Origin of the sequence: Luteitalea pratensis (assembly GCF_001618865.1) — a bacterium.
Lineage (GTDB): Bacteria > Acidobacteriota > Vicinamibacteria > Vicinamibacterales > Vicinamibacteraceae > Luteitalea > Luteitalea pratensis.
Map to the genome: position 1 here is coordinate 4,157,628 of NZ_CP015136.1, position 18,231 is coordinate 4,175,858.

Annotated in this window: 15 protein-coding genes and 1 other RNA gene; 15 read left to right on the forward strand and 1 reads right to left on the reverse strand. The window is 67.8% G+C overall.

Features of this window, described 5'->3' with window-relative positions:
- Positions 1-14: 14 nt before the first annotated feature.
- The 4 genes from ttcA to LuPra_RS17100 all read left to right on the forward strand — a co-directional run bounded on the left by ttcA (position 15) and on the right by LuPra_RS17100 (position 3,918).
- Positions 15-893, forward strand: coding sequence for a tRNA 2-thiocytidine(32) synthetase TtcA (gene ttcA / locus LuPra_RS17085; RefSeq protein ID WP_110171859.1), 879 nt, complete (start codon positions 15-17; stop codon positions 891-893).
- A gap of 148 nt (positions 894-1,041) precedes the next feature.
- Positions 1,042-1,491 carry a D-aminoacyl-tRNA deacylase gene (gene dtd, locus LuPra_RS17090; RefSeq protein WP_110171860.1) on the forward strand — a complete coding sequence of 150 codons (450 nt, stop codon included), beginning with the start codon at positions 1,042-1,044 and terminating at the stop codon, positions 1,489-1,491.
- Positions 1,492-1,603: 112 nt separating this feature from the next.
- On the forward strand, positions 1,604-2,395 hold the full coding sequence (dapF, locus tag LuPra_RS17095; RefSeq protein ID WP_110174743.1) for a diaminopimelate epimerase: 792 nt from the start codon (positions 1,604-1,606) through the stop codon (positions 2,393-2,395).
- Positions 2,392-3,918: an SLC13 family permease gene (locus LuPra_RS17100; protein ID WP_234800438.1), complete on the forward strand. Its 1,527-nt coding sequence runs from the start codon at positions 2,392-2,394 to the stop codon at positions 3,916-3,918. Before dapF ends, LuPra_RS17100 begins: the two co-directional genes overlap by 4 nt.
- A gap of 75 nt (positions 3,919-3,993) precedes the next feature.
- Here LuPra_RS17100 and LuPra_RS17105 read toward each other — a convergent pair whose 3' ends face one another.
- The gene (locus LuPra_RS17105) at positions 3,994-4,632 is read right to left on the reverse strand and encodes a DUF4398 domain-containing protein (protein ID WP_110171862.1); all 639 of its coding nucleotides are present in this window, start codon (positions 4,630-4,632) and stop codon (positions 3,994-3,996) included.
- A gap of 81 nt (positions 4,633-4,713) precedes the next feature.
- Between LuPra_RS17105 and radC the strand changes: the two genes are divergently transcribed.
- From radC to LuPra_RS17160, 11 genes are all read left to right on the forward strand, one after another.
- Positions 4,714-5,388 carry a RadC family protein gene (gene radC, locus LuPra_RS17110; protein WP_110171863.1) on the forward strand — a complete coding sequence of 225 codons (675 nt, stop codon included), beginning with the start codon at positions 4,714-4,716 and terminating at the stop codon, positions 5,386-5,388.
- 9 nt (positions 5,389-5,397) lie between these two features.
- Entirely contained in the window at positions 5,398-7,434 is a 2,037-nt protein-coding gene (metG, locus tag LuPra_RS17115; protein ID WP_110171864.1) for a methionine--tRNA ligase, read from the forward strand.
- Positions 7,435-7,593: 159 nt separating this feature from the next.
- Positions 7,594-8,382: a TatD family hydrolase gene (locus tag LuPra_RS17120; RefSeq protein ID WP_157899316.1), complete on the forward strand. Its 789-nt coding sequence runs from the start codon at positions 7,594-7,596 to the stop codon at positions 8,380-8,382.
- 52 nt (positions 8,383-8,434) lie between these two features.
- Positions 8,435-9,436: a polyprenyl synthetase family protein gene (locus LuPra_RS17125; RefSeq protein ID WP_157899317.1), complete on the forward strand. Its 1,002-nt coding sequence runs from the start codon at positions 8,435-8,437 to the stop codon at positions 9,434-9,436.
- Positions 9,437-9,445: 9 nt separating this feature from the next.
- Positions 9,446-11,578, forward strand: a complete 2,133-nt coding sequence (gene ligA / locus LuPra_RS17130; protein WP_110171867.1) for an NAD-dependent DNA ligase LigA — start codon at positions 9,446-9,448, stop codon at positions 11,576-11,578.
- A gap of 63 nt (positions 11,579-11,641) precedes the next feature.
- The gene (locus tag LuPra_RS17135) at positions 11,642-13,144 is read left to right on the forward strand and encodes a sigma-54-dependent transcriptional regulator (RefSeq protein WP_110171868.1); all 1,503 of its coding nucleotides are present in this window, start codon (positions 11,642-11,644) and stop codon (positions 13,142-13,144) included.
- A gap of 58 nt (positions 13,145-13,202) precedes the next feature.
- Positions 13,203-13,808, forward strand: a complete 606-nt coding sequence (locus tag LuPra_RS17140; RefSeq protein ID WP_110171869.1) for a J domain-containing protein — start codon at positions 13,203-13,205, stop codon at positions 13,806-13,808.
- 35 nt (positions 13,809-13,843) lie between these two features.
- Positions 13,844-14,254, forward strand: an RNA gene (rnpB, locus tag LuPra_RS17145) — RNase P RNA component class A.
- A gap of 54 nt (positions 14,255-14,308) precedes the next feature.
- Complete coding sequence (locus tag LuPra_RS17150) at positions 14,309-15,253, forward strand: SDR family oxidoreductase (RefSeq protein WP_110171870.1); 945 nt, start codon at positions 14,309-14,311, stop codon at positions 15,251-15,253.
- A gap of 16 nt (positions 15,254-15,269) precedes the next feature.
- The gene (gene eat, locus LuPra_RS17155) at positions 15,270-16,640 is read left to right on the forward strand and encodes an ethanolamine permease (protein WP_110171871.1); all 1,371 of its coding nucleotides are present in this window, start codon (positions 15,270-15,272) and stop codon (positions 16,638-16,640) included.
- 13 nt (positions 16,641-16,653) lie between these two features.
- A complete protein-coding gene (locus tag LuPra_RS17160; RefSeq protein WP_110171872.1) occupies positions 16,654-18,087 on the forward strand; it encodes an ethanolamine ammonia-lyase subunit EutB in 1,434 nt (477 codons plus the stop codon).
- Positions 18,088-18,231 lie beyond the last annotated feature (144 nt).

The window sequence follows — 18,231 nt, forward strand, 5'->3', positions numbered from 1 at the left end:
GAGAGACGTAACCGATGCCCTACGCAAGTCCTCTCGAAGCACGAATCGCGAAGAAGGTCGCGCGCGCCTCGATCGAGCACTCGCTGATCGAGCCGAACGACCGCGTCATGGTCGGCCTGTCGGGCGGCAAGGACAGCTGGGCCCTGCTGCAGATCCTCGACGTCATCGGCAAGCGGGCGCCCTTTCCGTTCACCGTCGTCGCCGTGAACGTCGACTCGGGCTACAAGGACTTCAAGCACGGCGTCATCAAGCGCGCCTGCGAGGATCGTGGCTGGGACATCCGTATCGAGCACACCGAGATCGGTGAGGTCATGGACGACCTGCTCGAAGCCAACGCGACCCCATGCTCGCTGTGCGCACGCCTGCGTCGCGGCGTGCTCTATCGGATTGCCGAAGAGGAGGGCGCGACCAAGATCGCCCTCGGCCATCACCTCGACGATTTCATCGAGACCCTGCTGCTCAACCTGTTCTTCGGGGGCGCACTCAAGGCGATGCCCGCGCGCCTGGTGTCCGACGATCAGCGGCACGTGGTGATTCGACCGCTCGTGTACGTCTCCGAGCAGGAAGCGCTCGAGTACGCCATGGCCTGCGAACTGCCCATCGTCGGCTGCTGCTGTCCCGCGTGTGGCGACCTCGGGCTGCAACGCCAGCGTCTCAAGCGTCTCATCGGCGACCTCGAGCGCGAGCATCCAGGCATCAAGTCGTCGATGCTCAAGGCCATCCAGAACGTGCATCCGCGGCACCTCCTGGACCGCCGCCTCAACCCGCTCGACGTGATGGCCCGCACCGGGCATGTCGACGGCGACGACGACGGTGAGGCGGTGTCGACGGCCGCGCACCCGCTGCCCGTGCTGCGTCGAACGGGCACATCGGGTGCCGACCGCGTGTCGTGATCGTGTGCCACGCACCGAGGGTAGGGCCGGCTCTCCCTTGGGCGCCGAAGCCTTGGCGGAGGCGGCGAGCCCGGCCCACGCGACACCTCCTAGCCCATTCCCACCCAACCTGGCGCACAGACGCTGCCGCCGTCCGACTATCCAGGCCATGAGAGCGGTGCTCCAGCGGGTCCGCTCCGCCTCGGTGACGGTGGAGCAGCGCATCGTCGGCGAGATCGGCGTCGGCTTCGTCGTGCTGCTCGGCGTCGTCGTGGGAGACGACGCCGCTGATCTTGCCTACATCGTGGACCGCACGGCGGGGCTGCGCGTGTTCCCGGATGCTGGTGGGCGAATGAACGTGGACCTCCGCGCGGTCTCTGGCGCCCTGCTCGTGGTTTCACAGTTCACGATTGCCGGCGATTGCCGCAGGGGCCGTCGTCCCTCATGGGACGGCGCGGCCCCGGCCGAGGAGGCGCAGGCCTGGTTCGAACGCGCGCTCGCGGCATGGCGCGCCCTGGGTATCGACGTGCAATCCGGAATCTTCCGGGCCGACATGCAGGTGGCACTCGTCAACGATGGTCCTGTGACGTTGCTGCTCGACAGTCGCAAGCAGTTCTGAGACGCTGTGCCTCGATCACGCGCTTGCGTGTCTGCGTCGACCATCGCGAGCCCCACGACCCCGTTTCCCGGTTCCCGTTACCCGATTCCCGTTTCCCAACCGTTCCCCGCCCATGCACTTCTGGAAAGCCCACGCGTACGGCAACGATTTCCTGTACGCAGCCTTGGCCGACGTCGTCAGCGGCGATCTCGCCGAGCTCGCTAGACACATGTGCGCCCGCACGACCGGAATCGGCGCTGACGGCCTGATCCTCTTCGAGAGGCGCCCTGGCGGCGCACGCATGCGTCTTCACAACGCTGACGGGTCTATTGCCGAGGTTTCCGGCAACGGCGTTCGTGGTCTCGCGGCGCTCTTGGCGCACCAGCAGCCATCGCCGGTCGGCACCGCCTTCGACATCGACACCGACGCCGGCACCAAACATCTGGCCCTGGTATCGCGCGACGAGCAGGGACGGCCCGTCTTCCGCGCCGCCATGGGACGCCCCGAACGCCTCGCGCAACAGGACGTCCCACTCGGTGACGAGACGCTGCCGCTGGCGACGCTCTGGATGGGCAACCCACAGGCCGTCTGGCTGGTGGAGACTCTCGACACGCGAGAGATGCTCCGTGTCGGTGCGGCCCTGCAACAACATCCGGCATTTCCCGACGCGGTCAACCTCGAGCTGGCGCACGTCGTGTCGCCTGGCGAGGTCGAGATCCTGATCTACGAACGGGGCGTCGGTCCCACGCACTCCTCGGGCACCGGCTCCTGCGCCGCGGCCGTCGCGGCCGCCGCGTATGGTGGCGCTGCGCGCGTCGTCGACGTGGTCGCTCCGGGAGGCCGTCAGCACGTCGAATGGCTCGACGATGGGGTGTACTTGACGGGGTGGGCGGAGGTCCTGTGTCAAGGGACCTGGCTGGCGTGAGGACGCTCGACGAGGCAAGTCGCGCCGTCGAGAGCTACTCGCCTGCGGAAGAGGCGTTCAATCGCAAGCGCCGCACCTGGGGTCTGTTCCTCGGGCCGCTCATCTTCGGGCTCATGTGGCTGGCGCCGCTGCCTGTGCCTGGCCCGGCCCATCGGCTGGCCGCCATCCTTGCGATGGTCGTCGTGCTCTGGATCAGCGAGGCGCTGCCGATGGCCGTGACCGCGATGCTCGGGCCGATCCTCGCGGTCGTGTTCCGGGTGGCCCCGGCACGGGGGGCGCTCGCGCCGTTCGCCGACCCGATCATCTTCCTGTTCATCGGCAGCTTCATCCTGGCCGAGGCGATGTTCGTGCACGGCTTGGACCGGCGGATCGCGTTCACCGCCCTCGCGTCGCGGTGGGTCGGCACGAGCGGGACGCGGATTCTCGTCGTCTACGGCCTGGTCGGCACCTGCATCTCGATGTGGATGAGCAACACCGCGACCACCGCGATGATGTTTCCGATCGGGTTGTCGATCGTCGCGCAGTTGCGCAGGGGATCGGCGGGGCAGGAGGAAGCACTGCGCAAGTTCGCGACGGTGATGATGCTCATCACGTCGTTCGGCGCCTCGGTGGGCGGGATGGCAACGCCGGTAGGGACGCCGCCGAACCTGATCGGCATCGGACTCATCGAGCGCATCACCGGCACGCACATCGGCTTCTTCCGCTGGATGGCCATCGGCGTGCCGCTGGTCCTGATCCTTTTCACCATCCTCGCCACGTTCTTCGTGCTGACCAGTACCCGCGGGGTACACGTCGGGGAGGCAGGCGCCCGCATCGTGCGCGAGGAACTCGATCGTCTCGGCCCCATGAACAAGGCGCAACGGAACGTCTGCGTCGCGTTCGGCGCGACGGTGCTGCTGTGGACGTTTCCCGGCGTGCTCGCCATCGCCGGCCTGTCGAACACGAGTCTCGCGAAGGCCTACCTGACCTCGGTGCCCGAAGGCGTGGCGGCGATGCTGGGGGCGATGCTGCTGTTCGTACTGCCGGTGCACTGGGCGGCCCGCAAGTTCACTATCACGTGGGAGGAAGCGGCACGGATCGACTGGGGCATCGTGCTGCTGTACGGCGGCGGGCTGGCGATGGGCGACCTGGCCTTCTCGACCGGCCTGGCGACGGCGATGGGCCATGGACTGACGTCGTGGCTGCCGGGCGCTGGGCCGATGCTGTTGACCACGGTCTTCACCGGTGCCGCCATCCTGCTCTCGGAGACGACATCGAACACCGCTTCGGCCAACATGGTGGTGCCGGTGGCCATTGCCGTGGCCACCGCGTCGAAGGTCGATCCGATGCTGCCGGCCCTTGGCGCCACCCTCGGCGCGTCGATGGGCTTCATGATGCCCATCTCCACCGCCCCTAACGCCATCGTCTACAGCAGCGGCCATGTGCCGATCAGCGCCATGATCCGCTACGGCATCGTCCTCGACCTCGCCGGGTTCGTGGTGATCGTCGCGCTGCTCGGCCTGCTCGGCCCGCTGCTGTTCTGAGTGCCGATGACGCGGCAATTCCCGCCTGTCCGGGGCAGCGAACGCGAGGCAGTTTCTGCGTGGCGTGCGGGGGCGTCAGCGAGCCCGGCGCGCGCTGCGGGCAGGCGGGGAGCCGGCCTTCGTCGCATCGAACGTCCGTGTCGCCGCCAGAATCTGCGCCTGCACCGGCGCCGCTGTCGTCCGCGCGTCGTCGAAGCGCTGCTCCTGCAGCTGTGAGCGTGCTTCTTGCAACGCTTCGTTGGCGGAGGCGGCGACCGCCTGCAGCGCCTGGAAAGCGGCGGCGTGTGGAGCCGTCCGGCGGCTGGTCGGAAGCGGTGTGGCGACTTCTGCGCCCAGGCGCTGTTGCGCCGTGGCCAGCGCCAGTTCTCCCGCGGTGATGACGCGCTCGGCCAGGCCGCGGGCAACAGCCTTCTTGTCGGCTGCTTCGCGGGCCGCGGTCTGCGCGCGCTCCCGGGCGTCGAGCGCGTGATTGAGGGACTGCCGGAAGTCGCGCTGGGCGGCCGCTTCGCGGGATCGCTGCAGCGCGGTCTCGGCGGCAGCGAATTCCGCGGCGGCGTACTGGGCGGCGCCGGCGGCGCGGGCCGTGGCGATGGCGCCTTCGGCCTGATCCATTTCCTTCTGTGGCGGCGTGGCGCACCCCGAGAGGGCGGCCAGGACGAGGGCCGCGCAGGCGGCACGCAGCACGGTACGCACCGTGCCGGGACGATCGGACATGCGCAGGAGTATACCGAGTGGGCGTAGTACGATGAGGGGCTTGGCCCAGTCGGCGCGGGCCGGTACAGGAGCGTGAGCGCCATGATTGGGCTCGCACCACAGGATCGGCCGCGCGAGAAACTCGCCGAACAGGGCAAGGCCGCGCTCGGGGACAACGAACTGCTCGCCGTGCTTCTCGGGCATGGCGCGGCCGGCATCACGGCGCTGGATCTCGCAAATCGGCTGCTCGCCGATCTCGGAGGCTTGCGGGGGCTCGCGCGCGTGTCGCCGGTGGAATTGTCGCGGCGACGTGGGGTGGGCCCGGCCACCGCCAGTCGACTGGTGGCGGCGATCGAACTCGGACGCCGCAGCGTCGTCCGGGCGGGCCCGGCGAGGCTGCAGATCGCGGCGGCGGTGGATGCCGCGCGTTACCTGCTGCCGCGATTCGGCACGGCCGAGGTGGAGCAGGGCGGCGTGCTCCTGCTCGACGCGCGACACCGGGTGCTGCATGCCCGGGTGTTGACCCGTGGGACGGCGGACGCCACGCCGATGCACCCGCGCGACGTGTTCCGCGAGGCGGCGCTGGCTGGCGCCGCGGCGCTCGTGTTGTTCCACAACCATCCGTCGGGCGACCCGCTGCCGAGTACGGAGGACCTGCAGTTGACCAAGCGGATGATCGAGGCCGGCGAACTGATGGGGATCACGGTCGTGGACCACGTGATCCTGGGCGACACGAGCTACTGCAGCCTTCGCGACCTCGGCAAGCTGACCCGCTGACACCACACCATGCCGCGTTTCTACCTCACGACCGCCATCGACTACGTCAACAGCCGTCCGCATCTCGGTACCGCGTACGAGAAGATCACGGCCGACGTGATCGCGCGTTTCAAGCGCCTCAGCGGAGTGCAGACCCATTTCGTGATGGGCAACGACGAGCACTCGCAGAACGTGTTTCGACGCGCTCGCGACCTCGGCCAGGATCCGCTCGCGTATTGCGACCGCATGGAGCAGGAGTTCCGCGAAGTCTGGGGGGCGCTCGACCTGTCGTTCGACGACTTCATCCGGACCACGCAGCCTCGGCACAAGGCCGCTGTCGAGACGATCGTCAATCGCATCGCAGCTGCAGGTGACCTGTACCAGGCAGACTACGAGGGCTGGTACTGCGTGGGCTGTGAGGCCTTCAAGCAGGAGAAGGACCTGGTCGACGGTCTCTGCCCCATCCACCGCACGAAACCGGACTGGATCAAGGAGCGGAACCACTTCTTCAAGCTCTCGGCGTATCGCGATCGCCTGCTCGCGCACTTCGCCGAGCATCCGGAGTTCCTGCAACCCGACGTCCGCCGCAACGAGATCCTGCGTCTGCTCGAAGCAGGCCTCGACGACATCTCGATCAGCCGCGCCGGCCAGTCGTGGGGGATCCCGCTGCCCACCGATCCGTCCAGCGTCGTCTATGTATGGTTCGACGCGCTGATCAACTACGCATCGGCAGTGGGCCTCGGCACCGATCCCGCGCTGTTGGACACGTGGTGGCCGGCGGACCTGCACGTGATCGGCAAGGACATCACACGCTTCCACAGCGTGATCTGGCCGGCGATGCTGATGAGCGCTGGCCTGCCCGTGCCGCGACAGGTCTTCGGCCATGGCTGGGTGCACCTGCGCGGCGAGAAGATGAGCAAGTCGCTCGGTACCGCCATCGATCCGCTGGAGGCCGCGCAGCGCTTCGGCACTGACGCCCTGCGCCTCTTCCTGACGAAGGAAATTCCGTACGGTGCCGACGGGGACTTCAGCTACGAACGGTTCGAAGAGCGGTACAACACGGACCTGGCCAACAACCTCGGCAACCTGGTGAATCGCGTGGCCGCGATGGCGGTCCGCTACCGCCGGGGTCGGCTGACGCCCACTGGATCGCCGTCGCGACTGCAGGATCTGGCGGCGACCACGGTGCGCGAGTACGGCGACGCGATGGAGAGCTATGCCCTCCATCAGGGCGTCGCCTCTGTCTACCGACTGCTCGACGCCACCAACGAGTACCTGGCCGAACGCGCGCCGTGGACCCTGGCAAAGGATCCGGCCAACGACGCGGCCCTGGACGAAGTGCTGTTCACCGCGGCCGAAAGCCTGCGCCTGGCCACAGTCCTCCTGGGTCCCGTGATGCCGGCATCGACGCAGGCGATCCTTGCGCGCCTCGGCGACCACGCATCGATTGCTGCGCGCCGCCTCGCCACTGACGGCGCATGGCACAACGGCGATGCGCGCACCGTGACCAGTGGGGAGGCGCTGTGGCCGCGCGCCGAGCCACGCCCCGAACCATCCGGGACGCCCGTCGTAATCGCCATCCCCCAGGAAAAGGCAGGAGCATCGTCCGTGTCCGAAGATCAGCCGTCAGTCGCCCCCGTTCCCGCCGCCGCGCCTCCGGCCGGCAGCACCGCGCACGTGCCCGGCGCCACCCCGGTACAGGTCTCGGTGCCGGCACCCGTCGCACCGGCCGGTGAAGACGGCATCATCACCATCGACGATTTCATGAAGGTCGAACTCCGCGTCGGCAAGGTCCTGGCCGCCGAGGCGATCCCGAAGTCGAAGAAGCTGCTGAAGCTGACGGTGCAGGACGGGCCCGAGTCCGAGCGCACGATCCTCGCGGGTATCGCCGAGTCCTACGCGCCTGACGCCATCGTGGGCCGCACGATCGCGTTCGTCGCCAACCTCGCGCCGCGTCCGATGATGGGCCTGGTGTCGCACGGGATGGTCCTGGCCGCCGACACCGACGGCAAGGCTCAGTTGATCAGTTTCGAGACGCCGCCTGCGCCGGGCACTCGTGTCAGGTAGGGACGCCTCTCCGAGGCGTCCATCTCCGCGTGTGCACCAATGCTGTCGCAGATGGACGGCTCGGAGAGCCGTCCCTACCAACGCTGATGCAGATGGACCGATCGGATGCACGGACGGCTCGGAGAGCCGTCCCTACCAACGATGCCGTCCCTACCAACGATGCTGATTGACACCCACTGCCACATTGCCGGCGACGAGTTCGTCGACGATCTCGCGCAGGTCGTGTCCCGTGCGCAGGACGCGGGCGTCGACCAGGCGATCTGCATTCTCGATGCGACCGCTCGCGTCGAGCTCGACAGGGTCGCCACGGTGCGGGCGGCGTGGCCGTCGGTCCGCTTCGTGGCCGGCGTGCATCCTCATCACGCCGGCGCGGTGGCACTCGACGAACTCGGGCGCGTTGTGTCGTCCGCCCTCGAGGCCTCATCCGCGATCGCCGTGGGGGAAATCGGTCTCGATTACCACTATGACTTCGCGCCGCGCACGGTGCAGCGCGAGGTCTTCGGCCGGCAAGTGGCCATGGCCGTGCAACGAGGCCTTCCAGTGGTGATCCACACTCGGGAGGCCGATGCCGATACGCTCGAGGTGCTCGACGCGGCAGGAACCGGGCGGGCGCGCGGCGTCTTCCACTGCTTCACGGGGGATCAGGCGCTGGCCGACGCGGCCGTTGCGCGTGGGTTCCACGTGTCGTTCTCAGGCATCGTGACATTTCCGCGCGCCGAGGCACTGCGCGCGGTGGCGGCCACGATCCCGCCGGACCGCTGGTTGGTAGAGACAGACAGCCCGTACCTGTCGCCGGCCCCCGGGCGTGGCGGACGAAACGAACCGGCGCGGGTGGTGCGCGTCCTTGAAACAATGGCCAGCGTGCGAGGGTTACCCGTAGCAGAGGCGGCCGCGCAAGCCCTCGCCAACGCGGCGGCCGTGTTCGGCGACGTCGGCCCCAACAGGTAGGCGCGCGTTGACAGCGCCACCCCAATGTGTTGAGATTCCTGAGGTTTCGCACGTGCAGCCTTCCTCGTCTCCCTCCGATCTAGCGCAGCTGTTCGAGCCCGTCAGGGAAGACCTTGAACGCGTCAACCAGGCCTTCCTGCGGCACATCGACTCGCGCGTCGAGCTGATTCCGGAGATCGGCAAGTACCTGCAGAACACCGGCGGCAAACGCGTGCGGCCTGCGGTGATGCTGATGGCCAGCCGGCTCGCGGGTGGCGAGGCGCAGAGCGACATGGCCGTCCTCTACGCCTCGGTCATCGAGTTCATCCACACCGCGACGCTCGTTCACGACGACATCATCGACGACTCGGAACTCCGGCGAGGCCGCCTGGCGGTGCATGCCCGGTGGGGCAACGACGTCACGGTCCTGCTTGGTGACTACCTCTACATCAAGTCGCTGGGGATGGCCCTGGAGTACGACCGCATCGACGTCCTGCGCGTGCTGTGCGACATCACGCTCAAGATGATCGAGGGTGAGCTCTATCAGCTCACCAAGAACGGCGACACCGAGATCACCGAAGACGAGCACTTCGACATCATCCGCCGCAAGACCGCGTACCTGTTTGCGGGCGCCGCCCGAATCGGCGGCATGGTGGGCACCATCACGCCAGCCCAGGAGCAGGCGCTCTGGGACTATGGCTTCAATCTCGGTGTCGCATTCCAGCTGGTCGACGACCTGCTGGACTACACGGCCGACCAGGTGGCACTCGGCAAGCCAGTCGGGAGCGATCTGCGCGAAGGCAAGCTGACGCTGCCGATCATCCTCCTGCGCGACCGCGTCCCCGAGCAGGCGCGGCCGATCATCGAGCAGGTCGTGCGCGACGCCGAGATCAGCGACGAAGCCTGGCGGCAGCTGCTCGGCCTCCTGCGCGAGTACGACATCGTCCCGCAGGTCACGCGGCGTGCCGGCGAGTACGTCGAACAAGCCCGACGGCAGCTCGTCTCGTTCCCCGAGAGCCGCGAGCGCGACGCCCTCCTCGGGCTCGCCGACTACGTGCTCGCCCGCGACCGGTAGTCCAGGCGCATGGCCGCGCCCGCCGACCGCATCGACGCGCTCCGTGCCGTTATCCGGCACCACGAGGAGCGCTACTACGTTCACGACGACCCTGAGGTCTCCGACGCCGAGTTCGACGCGCTCGTGCGCGAGCTGCGCGAGCTCGAGGCGGCGCATCCCGACCTGGTCACGGCTGATTCGCCGACGCAACGCGTCTCGGGGCGGCCTGCCGAGGGCTTCGAGACGGCCGTGCACCTCCGGCCGATGCTCAGTCTCGACAACGCCTATAGCGACGAGGAGCTCGAAGCCTTCGACGAGCGGGTCCGGAAAGGCCTCGGCACGGAAGGGCCGGTTCACTACGTCGCCGAGCTCAAGATCGACGGCCTGAGCATCGCCATCACCTACGAGGACGGCCGCTTCGCCCGCGGCGTCACACGCGGGGACGGAGTGATCGGCGAGGACGTCTCGAGCAACGTCCGCACCATCCAGCCGATCCCCCTGCGCCTCAAGAACGCGCCGGACGGGCGCCTCGAAGTGCGTGGCGAAATCTACTTCCCACGCGCGGCCTTCGATCGCCTCAACGGCGAGCGTGAGGCCGAGGGAGCGCCGCTCTTTGCCAATCCACGCAACGCCGCGGCCGGGACCCTGCGCAACCTCGATCCCTCGCTGGTGGCACGGCGCGGGCTCCGCGCCTTCTTCTATCACGCGGTCCGGGAAGACAACGTCGGGAGTCGGGGAGATGCGGAGGCGCCGACCGACGGACTGCCGGAGACGCACGCTTCGCTGATGGAGTCGCTCTCTTCGTGGGGGCTGCCGGTCGAGAAGCACTGGACGCGCTGCGCCGGCATCGACGCCGTGAAGACGTTCTGCGCCTCCTGGGCCGAGACGCGCCAACAACTGCCATTCGACACCGACGGTATCGTCATCAAGGTGGACCGCCGTGAGGAACGGGAGCGCCTCGGTTTCACGTCGAAGTTCCCGCGCTGGGCCACGGCCTACAAGTTCCCTGCGCAACAGGCCACGACGACACTGCTGCGGATCGAGGTGCAGGTGGGTCGTACCGGGGCCGTGACGCCGCTGGCCGTGCTCGCGCCGGTCTTCCTGGCGGGTTCCACCATCCAGTACGCGACGCTCCACAACGAAGACGAGATCCGGCGCAAGGACATCCGGCCTGGCGATGAAGTGCTGCTCGAGAAGGGCGGCGACGTCATCCCCAAGATCGTCAAGCCGATCCTGTCGACACGACCCGAGGGGCTCGCGCCGTTCGAGATGCCGGCGCAGTGTCCCGTCTGTGCGACGGCGCTCGAGCGGCCCGAGGACGAGGTCGTGTGGCGCTGCCCGAATCCGAGTTGCCCGGCACGCCTGCGGCGCAGCCTCGAGCACTTCGCTGGTCGCCGCGCGATGAACATCGACGGGCTGGGCTCGGCGCTCGTCGACAAGCTGGTCGCCCTCGAACTGGTCCGCGACTTCGCCGATCTCTATCGCCTCACTGTCGAAGGCCTCGCCGATCTGAAGTTCGAGGCGAAGGCCCGGGAGGGTGGTGACGAGGTCGAGCAGGGAAGCGCACGCACGCCGACGGCGAGACGGTTCGGCGAGAAGTCGGCGACCGCGCTCGTCACACAGATCGACAACAGCCGCCGCAACGAACTCTGGCGCCTCATCTTCGGCCTCGGCATCCGCCACGTCGGCGAACGCGGCGCGCAGGCCCTCGCGGAGGCGTTCGGCACGATGCAGGCGGTCGCCGCGGCCAACGTCGACCAGTTACAGGCGGTATCGGACATCGGCCCGGTCGTGGCCGCCTCCGTGCGCCGCTTCTTCGACACGCCGGCGTCGACGCACCTCATCGCGCGTCTCGAAGCCGCGGGCCTGCACATGGGCGAGCCGGTGGCCGAGGGGCGGGGCCCGAAGCCGCTCGAAGGGCGCACGATCGTGCTGACCGGCGGACTGGCGACGATGACCCGCGACGAGGCGGCTGAACGGCTCACGGTGCTGGGCGCCAAGGTCGCCGGGTCGGTCAGCAAGAAGACGTCGCTGGTGATTGCCGGCGAGGATGCTGGCAGCAAGCTCGCCAGGGCACGCGATCTCGGCGTGCCGATTGGCGACGAAGACACCCTCGTGCACCTGCTCGCCACGCCGGCGACCTGGCCCTTCGACAACCTGTAGCCAGTAGGCAGTAGGCTGTAGCTGTTTCGAGCCTGAGACCTGAGCCCTGAGACCTGAGCCTGTATGAGTGGACGCATCCTGGTAATCGACGATGAGGCCGGCATCCGCGAGAGCTTGCGGATGATCCTCGAATACGAGGGATACACCTGCCTGCTGGCGGCGACGGGCGAGGAAGGTCTCGCCATGGCGCGCACCGAAGCGCCCGACCTGGTCTTCTCCGACATCAAGATGCCCGGGCTCGACGGCCTGGAGGTGTTGACACGGATGAAGGCACTGGACGAGTCGCTGCCCGTCGTGATGATTTCCGGGCATGGGACCGTGGCCACCGCCGTCGAAGCCACAAAGCTCGGCGCGATGGACTTCATCGAGAAGCCGCTCTCGACCGAGCGCGTGTTGCTCACCGTACGCAATGCGATCAACGCGAGCCGCCTCGAGCACGAGAATCGACGTCTGAGGGGCGCCGAGGACGCGCGCTACAACATCGTCGGGCAGAGCCCGGTGCTGTTGCAGGTGCTCGATGCCATTGGCCGCGCGGCGCCGACCAACGCCACCGTGCTCGTGCTCGGCGAGAGTGGCGTCGGCAAGGAACTCGTCGCGCGCGCCATCCATCGCAACAGCCTCAGATCCCGCGAGCGATTCGTGCAGGTCAACTGCGCCGCCATTCCCGAGGAACTGATCGAGAGCGAGCTCTTCGGCCATGAGAAGGGCAGCTTCACGGGGGCAACCGACAAGCAGATCGGCAAGTTCGAACTGGCCGATCGCGGCACGATCTTCCTCGACGAAGTCGGCGACATGAGCCAGAAGACGCAGGCCAAAGTGCTGCGCGTGCTGCAGGAGGGCGAGGTCGAGCGTATCGGCTCACAGCGGACGCTGAAGGTGGACGTACGTGTCATCGCCGCCACCAACAAGGACCTCGAGGCGGCGATCGGCGAAGGCACGTTTCGCGAGGATCTCTACTTCCGGCTCAGCGTGATTCCGGTGCACGTGCCGCCGCTGCGCGAGCGGCCCGACGACATCCCGCTGCTCGTGAAACACTTCGCGGAGCTGTTTGCCGCCGACGGCGGACGCACCCGGCGATTCACGCCCGAGGCCCTCGGCGTGCTGCAGCAGCACCGGTGGCGCGGCAACATCCGCGAGTTGAAGAACACTATCGAACGTGTGTTGATCATGGCCCGTGGCGACGTCGTCGACGTCCAGGACGTCCGGCAGTTCCTGCGTGTCGAGGGGACACCGTTGGCCCTTCCCCCGGCCGCCGCCGTGTCGATGGCCCTGACGCCAGCCGCGCCGCAACCGATGCCGGGAGCTGCCGTCGACGGTTTTGCCGGCCTGTCCACGGTGACACCCCCCGTGACTGTCGGCCCGTCGGCCGACGAAGGACGTCCGGCGCCGCCGAAGCCGACGACGTTGCGGGAGTTCAAGGAGCAGGTGGAGCGGGAATTCCTTGTGGATAAGCTGCGGGAGCACGGCTGGAACATCTCCCGTACGGCCGAGGTTATTGACACGCCGCGCAGTAACCTCTACAAGAAGCTCGAACAGTACGAAATCAGTCAGGAGCGCGACGGATGACTGATGCGCGCTGCGTTGGCTGACTGACAGCGTTCAAGGTCGCGAGAAGGGTGCCGATATGCCGACCAACGAGCCGAAAAGCTCGCAGGGGGATGGCCAGGTGTACGCCGAGACGACCGACTACTACGAGTTGCTGCAGATCAGTCCGAATGCCGATCCCGACACGGTCACCCGTGTGTTCCGCCTCCTGGCGCGTCGTTATCACCCGGATCAGCCGGACACCGGCAACGAAGAGAAGTTTCGCGAGATCCTGGCCGCGTACGCCGTCCTGAACGATCCCGAGAAGCGCGCGCACTACGACGTCAACCATACGGGCATTCGCCGGGAGCGCTGGCGGTTCGTCGCGGAGGGGGCGCCCACTGCTGGCGACTACGTGGCCGAGCAGCAGGTGCGCCTCGTCGTGCTCGAGATCCTCTACTCGCGCCGGCGGACCGAACCGCACAAGCCCGGTCTGTCGCTGCTCGATCTCGCCGAGTTGATGGGGCAGCCGCTCGAGCACCTCGAGTTCTCGTCGTGGTACCTGGTGATGAAGAAGCTGGTCGTCCGCAACGACCAGTCGCAGCTGCAGATCACGGCGGATGGTGTGGACTACCTCGAGGAGCATCGGCGCAACGAGTCGCCACGCTTGCGACTCACCGAGAGGACCACGCTCGGGTCTCACTGAAGCGGCGATTGGCCGCCGTGTAGAATCGAGACGCGGCAGTCGTCCAGGCGATCGCTGGCAGAGGGACGCGAGTCCGCTGTTCAGAGGAAAGTCCGAACTCCGCAGGGCAGTGCGCCGGGTAACGCCCGGGCGGGGCAACCCGACGGAAAGTGGCACAGAAAACATACCGCTCGCCGTAGCTCGAGCCCGCAAGGGCGAGAGCGAAGGCGAGTAAGGGTGAAAAGGTGCGGTAAGAGCGCACCGCGCGGCCGGCAACGGACGTGGCAGGCAAAACCCCGCACGGAGCAAGACCAAATAGGGAGGCGCTCGAGGACGGCCCGTCCGAAGCCTCCGGGTAGGTTGCTCGAGGCCGTCAGCAATGCCGGTCCCAGAGGAATGATCGCCCGCCCGCGTGGCTGCAAGGCTGCGCGGGTCGACAGAATTCGGCTTACCGGACGACTGCCGCACTTGCTCGAAATCCCCGGTGGTCGCGCCGACGCGGCCAGGAGACAGCAGACGATATGGCGTTCTATCTGGTGACGGGCGGCGCGGGCTTCATCGGCTCCCACATGGTCGAGGCCTTGCGCAAGCGCGGCGACCGTGTGCGCGTCGCCGACAGCCTGGTCACCGGCAAGCGGACCAACCTTGCGCACGTGGACGAGGTCGAGCTCCTCGAAGGCGATCTCGCCGACGAGGCGTTCGCCCGAAAGGCCGTCGAGGGCGTCGAGTACGTCCTCCATCAGGCCGCCATCCCGTCGGTGCCGCGTTCGGTCGACGATCCGATCACATCCAATCGCGCCAACATCGACGCGACGCTGAGCCTGCTCGTCGCGGCACGAGATGCCGGCGTCAGGCGAGTCGTCTACGCCGGCAGTTCGTCGGCCCACGGCAACATCGCAACGCTGCCCAAGCGCGAGGACATGCCGACGGCGCCAGTCTCGCCGTACGCCCTGCAGAAACTCGTGGGCGAGCAGTACATGAAGATGTTCACCGACCTCTACGGTCTCTCGACCGTGACCATCCGCTATTTCAACGTCTTCGGCCCGAGGCAGGATCCGGGGTCGGCGTATTCCGGCGTCATCTCGCTCTTCATCAGGTACCTCGTGGAGGGGCAGGCCCCCACCATCCACGGTGATGGCGGGCAGACGCGCGATTTCACCTATGTGGCCAACGTCGTGGACGGCGCCTTGCGCGCGTCGCAGGCGGAGACGCCGGTGAGTGGCAAGGTGATCAACGTCGCCACTGGCACGCGGATCTCCCTGAACGACCTGTTCAACACGCTGAAGGCGATCACCGGGGCCCACGTGGAGCCCGTGTACGGGCCAACGCGCGCTGGTGACGTACGCGATTCACTCGCCGACATCACGCTGGCCCGGGACCTCCTGGGCTACCGCCCTCTCGTCGGGCTCGAAGAGGGACTGCGCGAGACGGTGGCATGGTACGCCTCGACGCAGCAGCCCGCGTGAGGCGTCGCCTGTCGTCGTGAACGCACCCGGGGCGCCCGCGCCGACGCTGACCCGGACCCTGGGGACGTTCCAACTCTGGGGCATCGCGGTGGGCCTCGTCATCTCCGGCGAGTACTTCGGCTGGAGCTACGGGTGGGCCTCGGCGGGCACGCTCGGCTTCCTGGTGTCGTCGGCATTCGTGGCCCTGATGTACGCCACGTTCATCTTCAGCTTCACGGAACTCACCACCGCCATCCCGCACGCCGGCGGCCCGTTCGAATACAGCCGCCGCGCGTTCGGCCCGATCGGCGGTGTCGTGGCCGGCCTGGCCACCCTCATCGAGTTCCTGTTCGCCCCGCCCGCCATTGCCCTTGCCATCGGAGCCTACATGCACGTGCAGTACGCGTGGCTCGAGCCACGCTGGGTGGCCGTCGGTGCCTACGGCGTGTTCATGGCCCTCAACATCGCCGGCATGCGGATCGCAGCGAGCGTGGAACTCGTGGTGACGCTGGTCGCCATCTTCGAGCTGCTGGTCTTCATGGGTGTGGTCGCTCCGGGCTTCTCCCTGCAGGCGTTCTTGCGAGGCGGCTGGGCCGGCCGCGACACATTTTCGATCGCCAGCATCGGCGGCATCGTCGCAGCCCTGCCATTCGCGATCTGGTTCTTCCTGGCCATCGAAGGCGTCGCAATGGCGGCCGAGGAGGTCCACGACCCGAAGCGCTCGATTCCGCGCGCCTACATCGGCGGCATCATCACGCTCCTGGTCCTGGCCGCAGGGGTGATGGTCTTTGCCGGCGGTGTCGGCGACTGGACGCAGCTGGCCAACATCAACGATCCACTGCCGCAGGCGATGAAGCGGGTGGTGGGCGCCGACAGCGGCTGGCTGCACATGCTCCTGTGGCTCGGGCTCTTCGGCCTCGTGGCCTCGTTCCACGGCATCATCATCGGGTACTCGCGGCAGATGTTCGCGCTGGCTCGTGCCGGCTACCTGCCGCACGTCCTCGCACGCATCCACCCGCGGTTTCACACGCCGCACGTCGCGATCCTCGCTGGCGGAGTCGTCGGCCTCGCGGCGGTCTTCAGCGACGGGCTGGTGCACATCGCCGGGCAGACGCTGACGGCCACGATCGTGACCATGTCGGTGTTTGGCGCGATCGTGATGTACATCATCAGCATGGCGAGCCTGTTCCGCCTGAGGCGGAGCCAGCCGGACCTGCCGCGGCCGTTCCGCGCCCCCGGGTACCCGTGGGTTCCCGGCTTCGCGCTCGCGTGCGCGGTGATCTGCCTGCTCACGATGGTCTACTACAACCCCCAGGTGGCCCTCTGGTTCGGTCTCATGATGGCCGCCGGACTGGGCGCGTACCTTCTCGTCCGCGGCACGGGCGAGACGACCTCTGGCGCCCACTGAGGACGGTCGAGCAATGGCGACCTACGCGCACGTGATCGACGGCACGCGTCACGTGTTCGACGACCTGCGGACACTGCTGGCGTGCGCCACACCCGAGCGCTCGGGTGACCGGCTGGCAGGTGTCGGCGCCGGATCCGCCGTCCAGCGCGCCGCCGCGCAAATGGCCCTGGCCGACGTCCCGCTCGGCGCGTTCCTCCAGGAGGCCCTCGTTCCCTACGAAGCCGACGAGGTCACGCGCCTCATCGTGGACAGCCACGACGCGGCCGCGTTCGCACCGATCGCCCACCTGACCGTCGGCAGCTTCCGCGAGTGGCTCCTCTCCGACGACGTGGACAGCGACGTGCTGGCACGCGTGGCTCCGGGTATCACACCAGAGATGGCGGCAGCCGTCGCGAAGATCATGCGGGCGCAGGATCTCGTGCTGGCGGCACGCAAGGCCCGTGTCGTCACCCGGTTCCGCAATACCATCGGCCTCGCTGGGCGTATGGCGACGCGGTTGCAGCCGAACCACCCGACCGACGACCTCGCGGGCATCGCTGCCAGCGTGCTCGACGGCCTGCTCTATGGCAGCGGCGATGCCGTCATCGGCATCAACCCTGCGCTCGACAACGTCGCGCACGTGGTGCGGTTGCTCGAGATGCTCGACGCCGTCATCACCCGCTACGAGGTGCCCACGCAGGCCTGCGTGCTGACGCATGTGACGAGTACGCTCCGGGCCATCGAGCGCGGGGCGCCTGTGGACCTGGTCTTCCAGTCAATCGGCGGCACCCAGGGCACCAACGCGAGCTTCGGCGTGTCGCTGTCGCTACTGGCCGAGGCGCGGGACGCGGCGCTCTCGTTGCATCGGGGCGCGACGTTTGCAGAGGGTCCCGGGCAAAACGTCATGTACTTCGAAACAGGGCAGGGCAGCGCGCTCTCGGCCGGCGCGCATCACGGCTGCGACCAACAGACGCTCGAAGCCCGCGCGTACGGCGTGGCGCGGCACTTCGCCCCCCTCCTCGTGAACTCGGTGGTCGGCTTCATCGGGCCCGAATACCTCTACGACGGCAAGCAGATCACGCGCGCTGGGCTCGAGGATCACTTCTGCGGCAAGCTGCTGGGCCTGCCGATGGGCGTGGACATCTGCTACACGAACCACGCCGAGGCGGATCAGGACGACATGGATGTCCTGCTCACCGTCCTTGGCGCTGCGGGTTGCACCTTCATCATGGGCGTGCCCGGTGCAGACGATGTGATGCTGAACTACCAGAGCACGTCGTTCCACGATGCGCTGTACGCGCGGCGCGTCCTCGGCTTGCGGCCGGCGCCGGAGTTCGAGGCGTGGCTCGAGCGGATGGCCATCTTCGCGCCCGGAAGCGGGGCGCGTCTGCTGGAGCACGCAGGAGGGCTGCCCCCGGCCTTCGCGCGCGCATTGCACCTCGAACCCCGGTCTCGCAATGATGTCTGAGTCTTGAGCGTGAGACTGGAGACCTGAGACCTGACACCTGAGACCTGAGACGGCTCAGTCCGAGGACATGGGTGACAAAGCAGTCTGGAGACATGGGTAACACGTTCGGCCATGGTGTCGCAGGAGGAACGCGATGCCGTGGCG

Bases quoted from the DNA above. Each gene is read 5' to 3' on its own strand.
- ttcA (WP_110171859.1), top strand. From the start codon at position 15: ATGCCCTACGCAAGTCCTCTCGAAGCACGAATCGCGAAGAAGGTCGCG.
- dtd (WP_110171860.1), top strand. From the start codon at position 1,042: ATGAGAGCGGTGCTCCAGCGGGTCCGCTCCGCCTCGGTGACGGTGGAG.
- dapF (WP_110174743.1), top strand. From the start codon at position 1,604: ATGCACTTCTGGAAAGCCCACGCGTACGGCAACGATTTCCTGTACGCA.
- LuPra_RS17105 (WP_110171862.1), bottom strand. From the start codon at position 4,632: ATGTCCGATCGTCCCGGCACGGTGCGTACCGTGCTGCGTGCCGCCTGC.
- radC (WP_110171863.1), top strand. From the start codon at position 4,714: ATGATTGGGCTCGCACCACAGGATCGGCCGCGCGAGAAACTCGCCGAA.
- metG (WP_110171864.1), top strand. From the start codon at position 5,398: ATGCCGCGTTTCTACCTCACGACCGCCATCGACTACGTCAACAGCCGT.
- LuPra_RS17120 (WP_157899316.1), top strand. From the start codon at position 7,594: ATGCTGATTGACACCCACTGCCACATTGCCGGCGACGAGTTCGTCGAC.
- ligA (WP_110171867.1), top strand. From the start codon at position 9,446: ATGGCCGCGCCCGCCGACCGCATCGACGCGCTCCGTGCCGTTATCCGG.
- LuPra_RS17135 (WP_110171868.1), top strand. From the start codon at position 11,642: ATGAGTGGACGCATCCTGGTAATCGACGATGAGGCCGGCATCCGCGAG.
- LuPra_RS17140 (WP_110171869.1), top strand. From the start codon at position 13,203: ATGCCGACCAACGAGCCGAAAAGCTCGCAGGGGGATGGCCAGGTGTAC.
- LuPra_RS17150 (WP_110171870.1), top strand. From the start codon at position 14,309: ATGGCGTTCTATCTGGTGACGGGCGGCGCGGGCTTCATCGGCTCCCAC.
- LuPra_RS17160 (WP_110171872.1), top strand. From the start codon at position 16,654: ATGGCGACCTACGCGCACGTGATCGACGGCACGCGTCACGTGTTCGAC.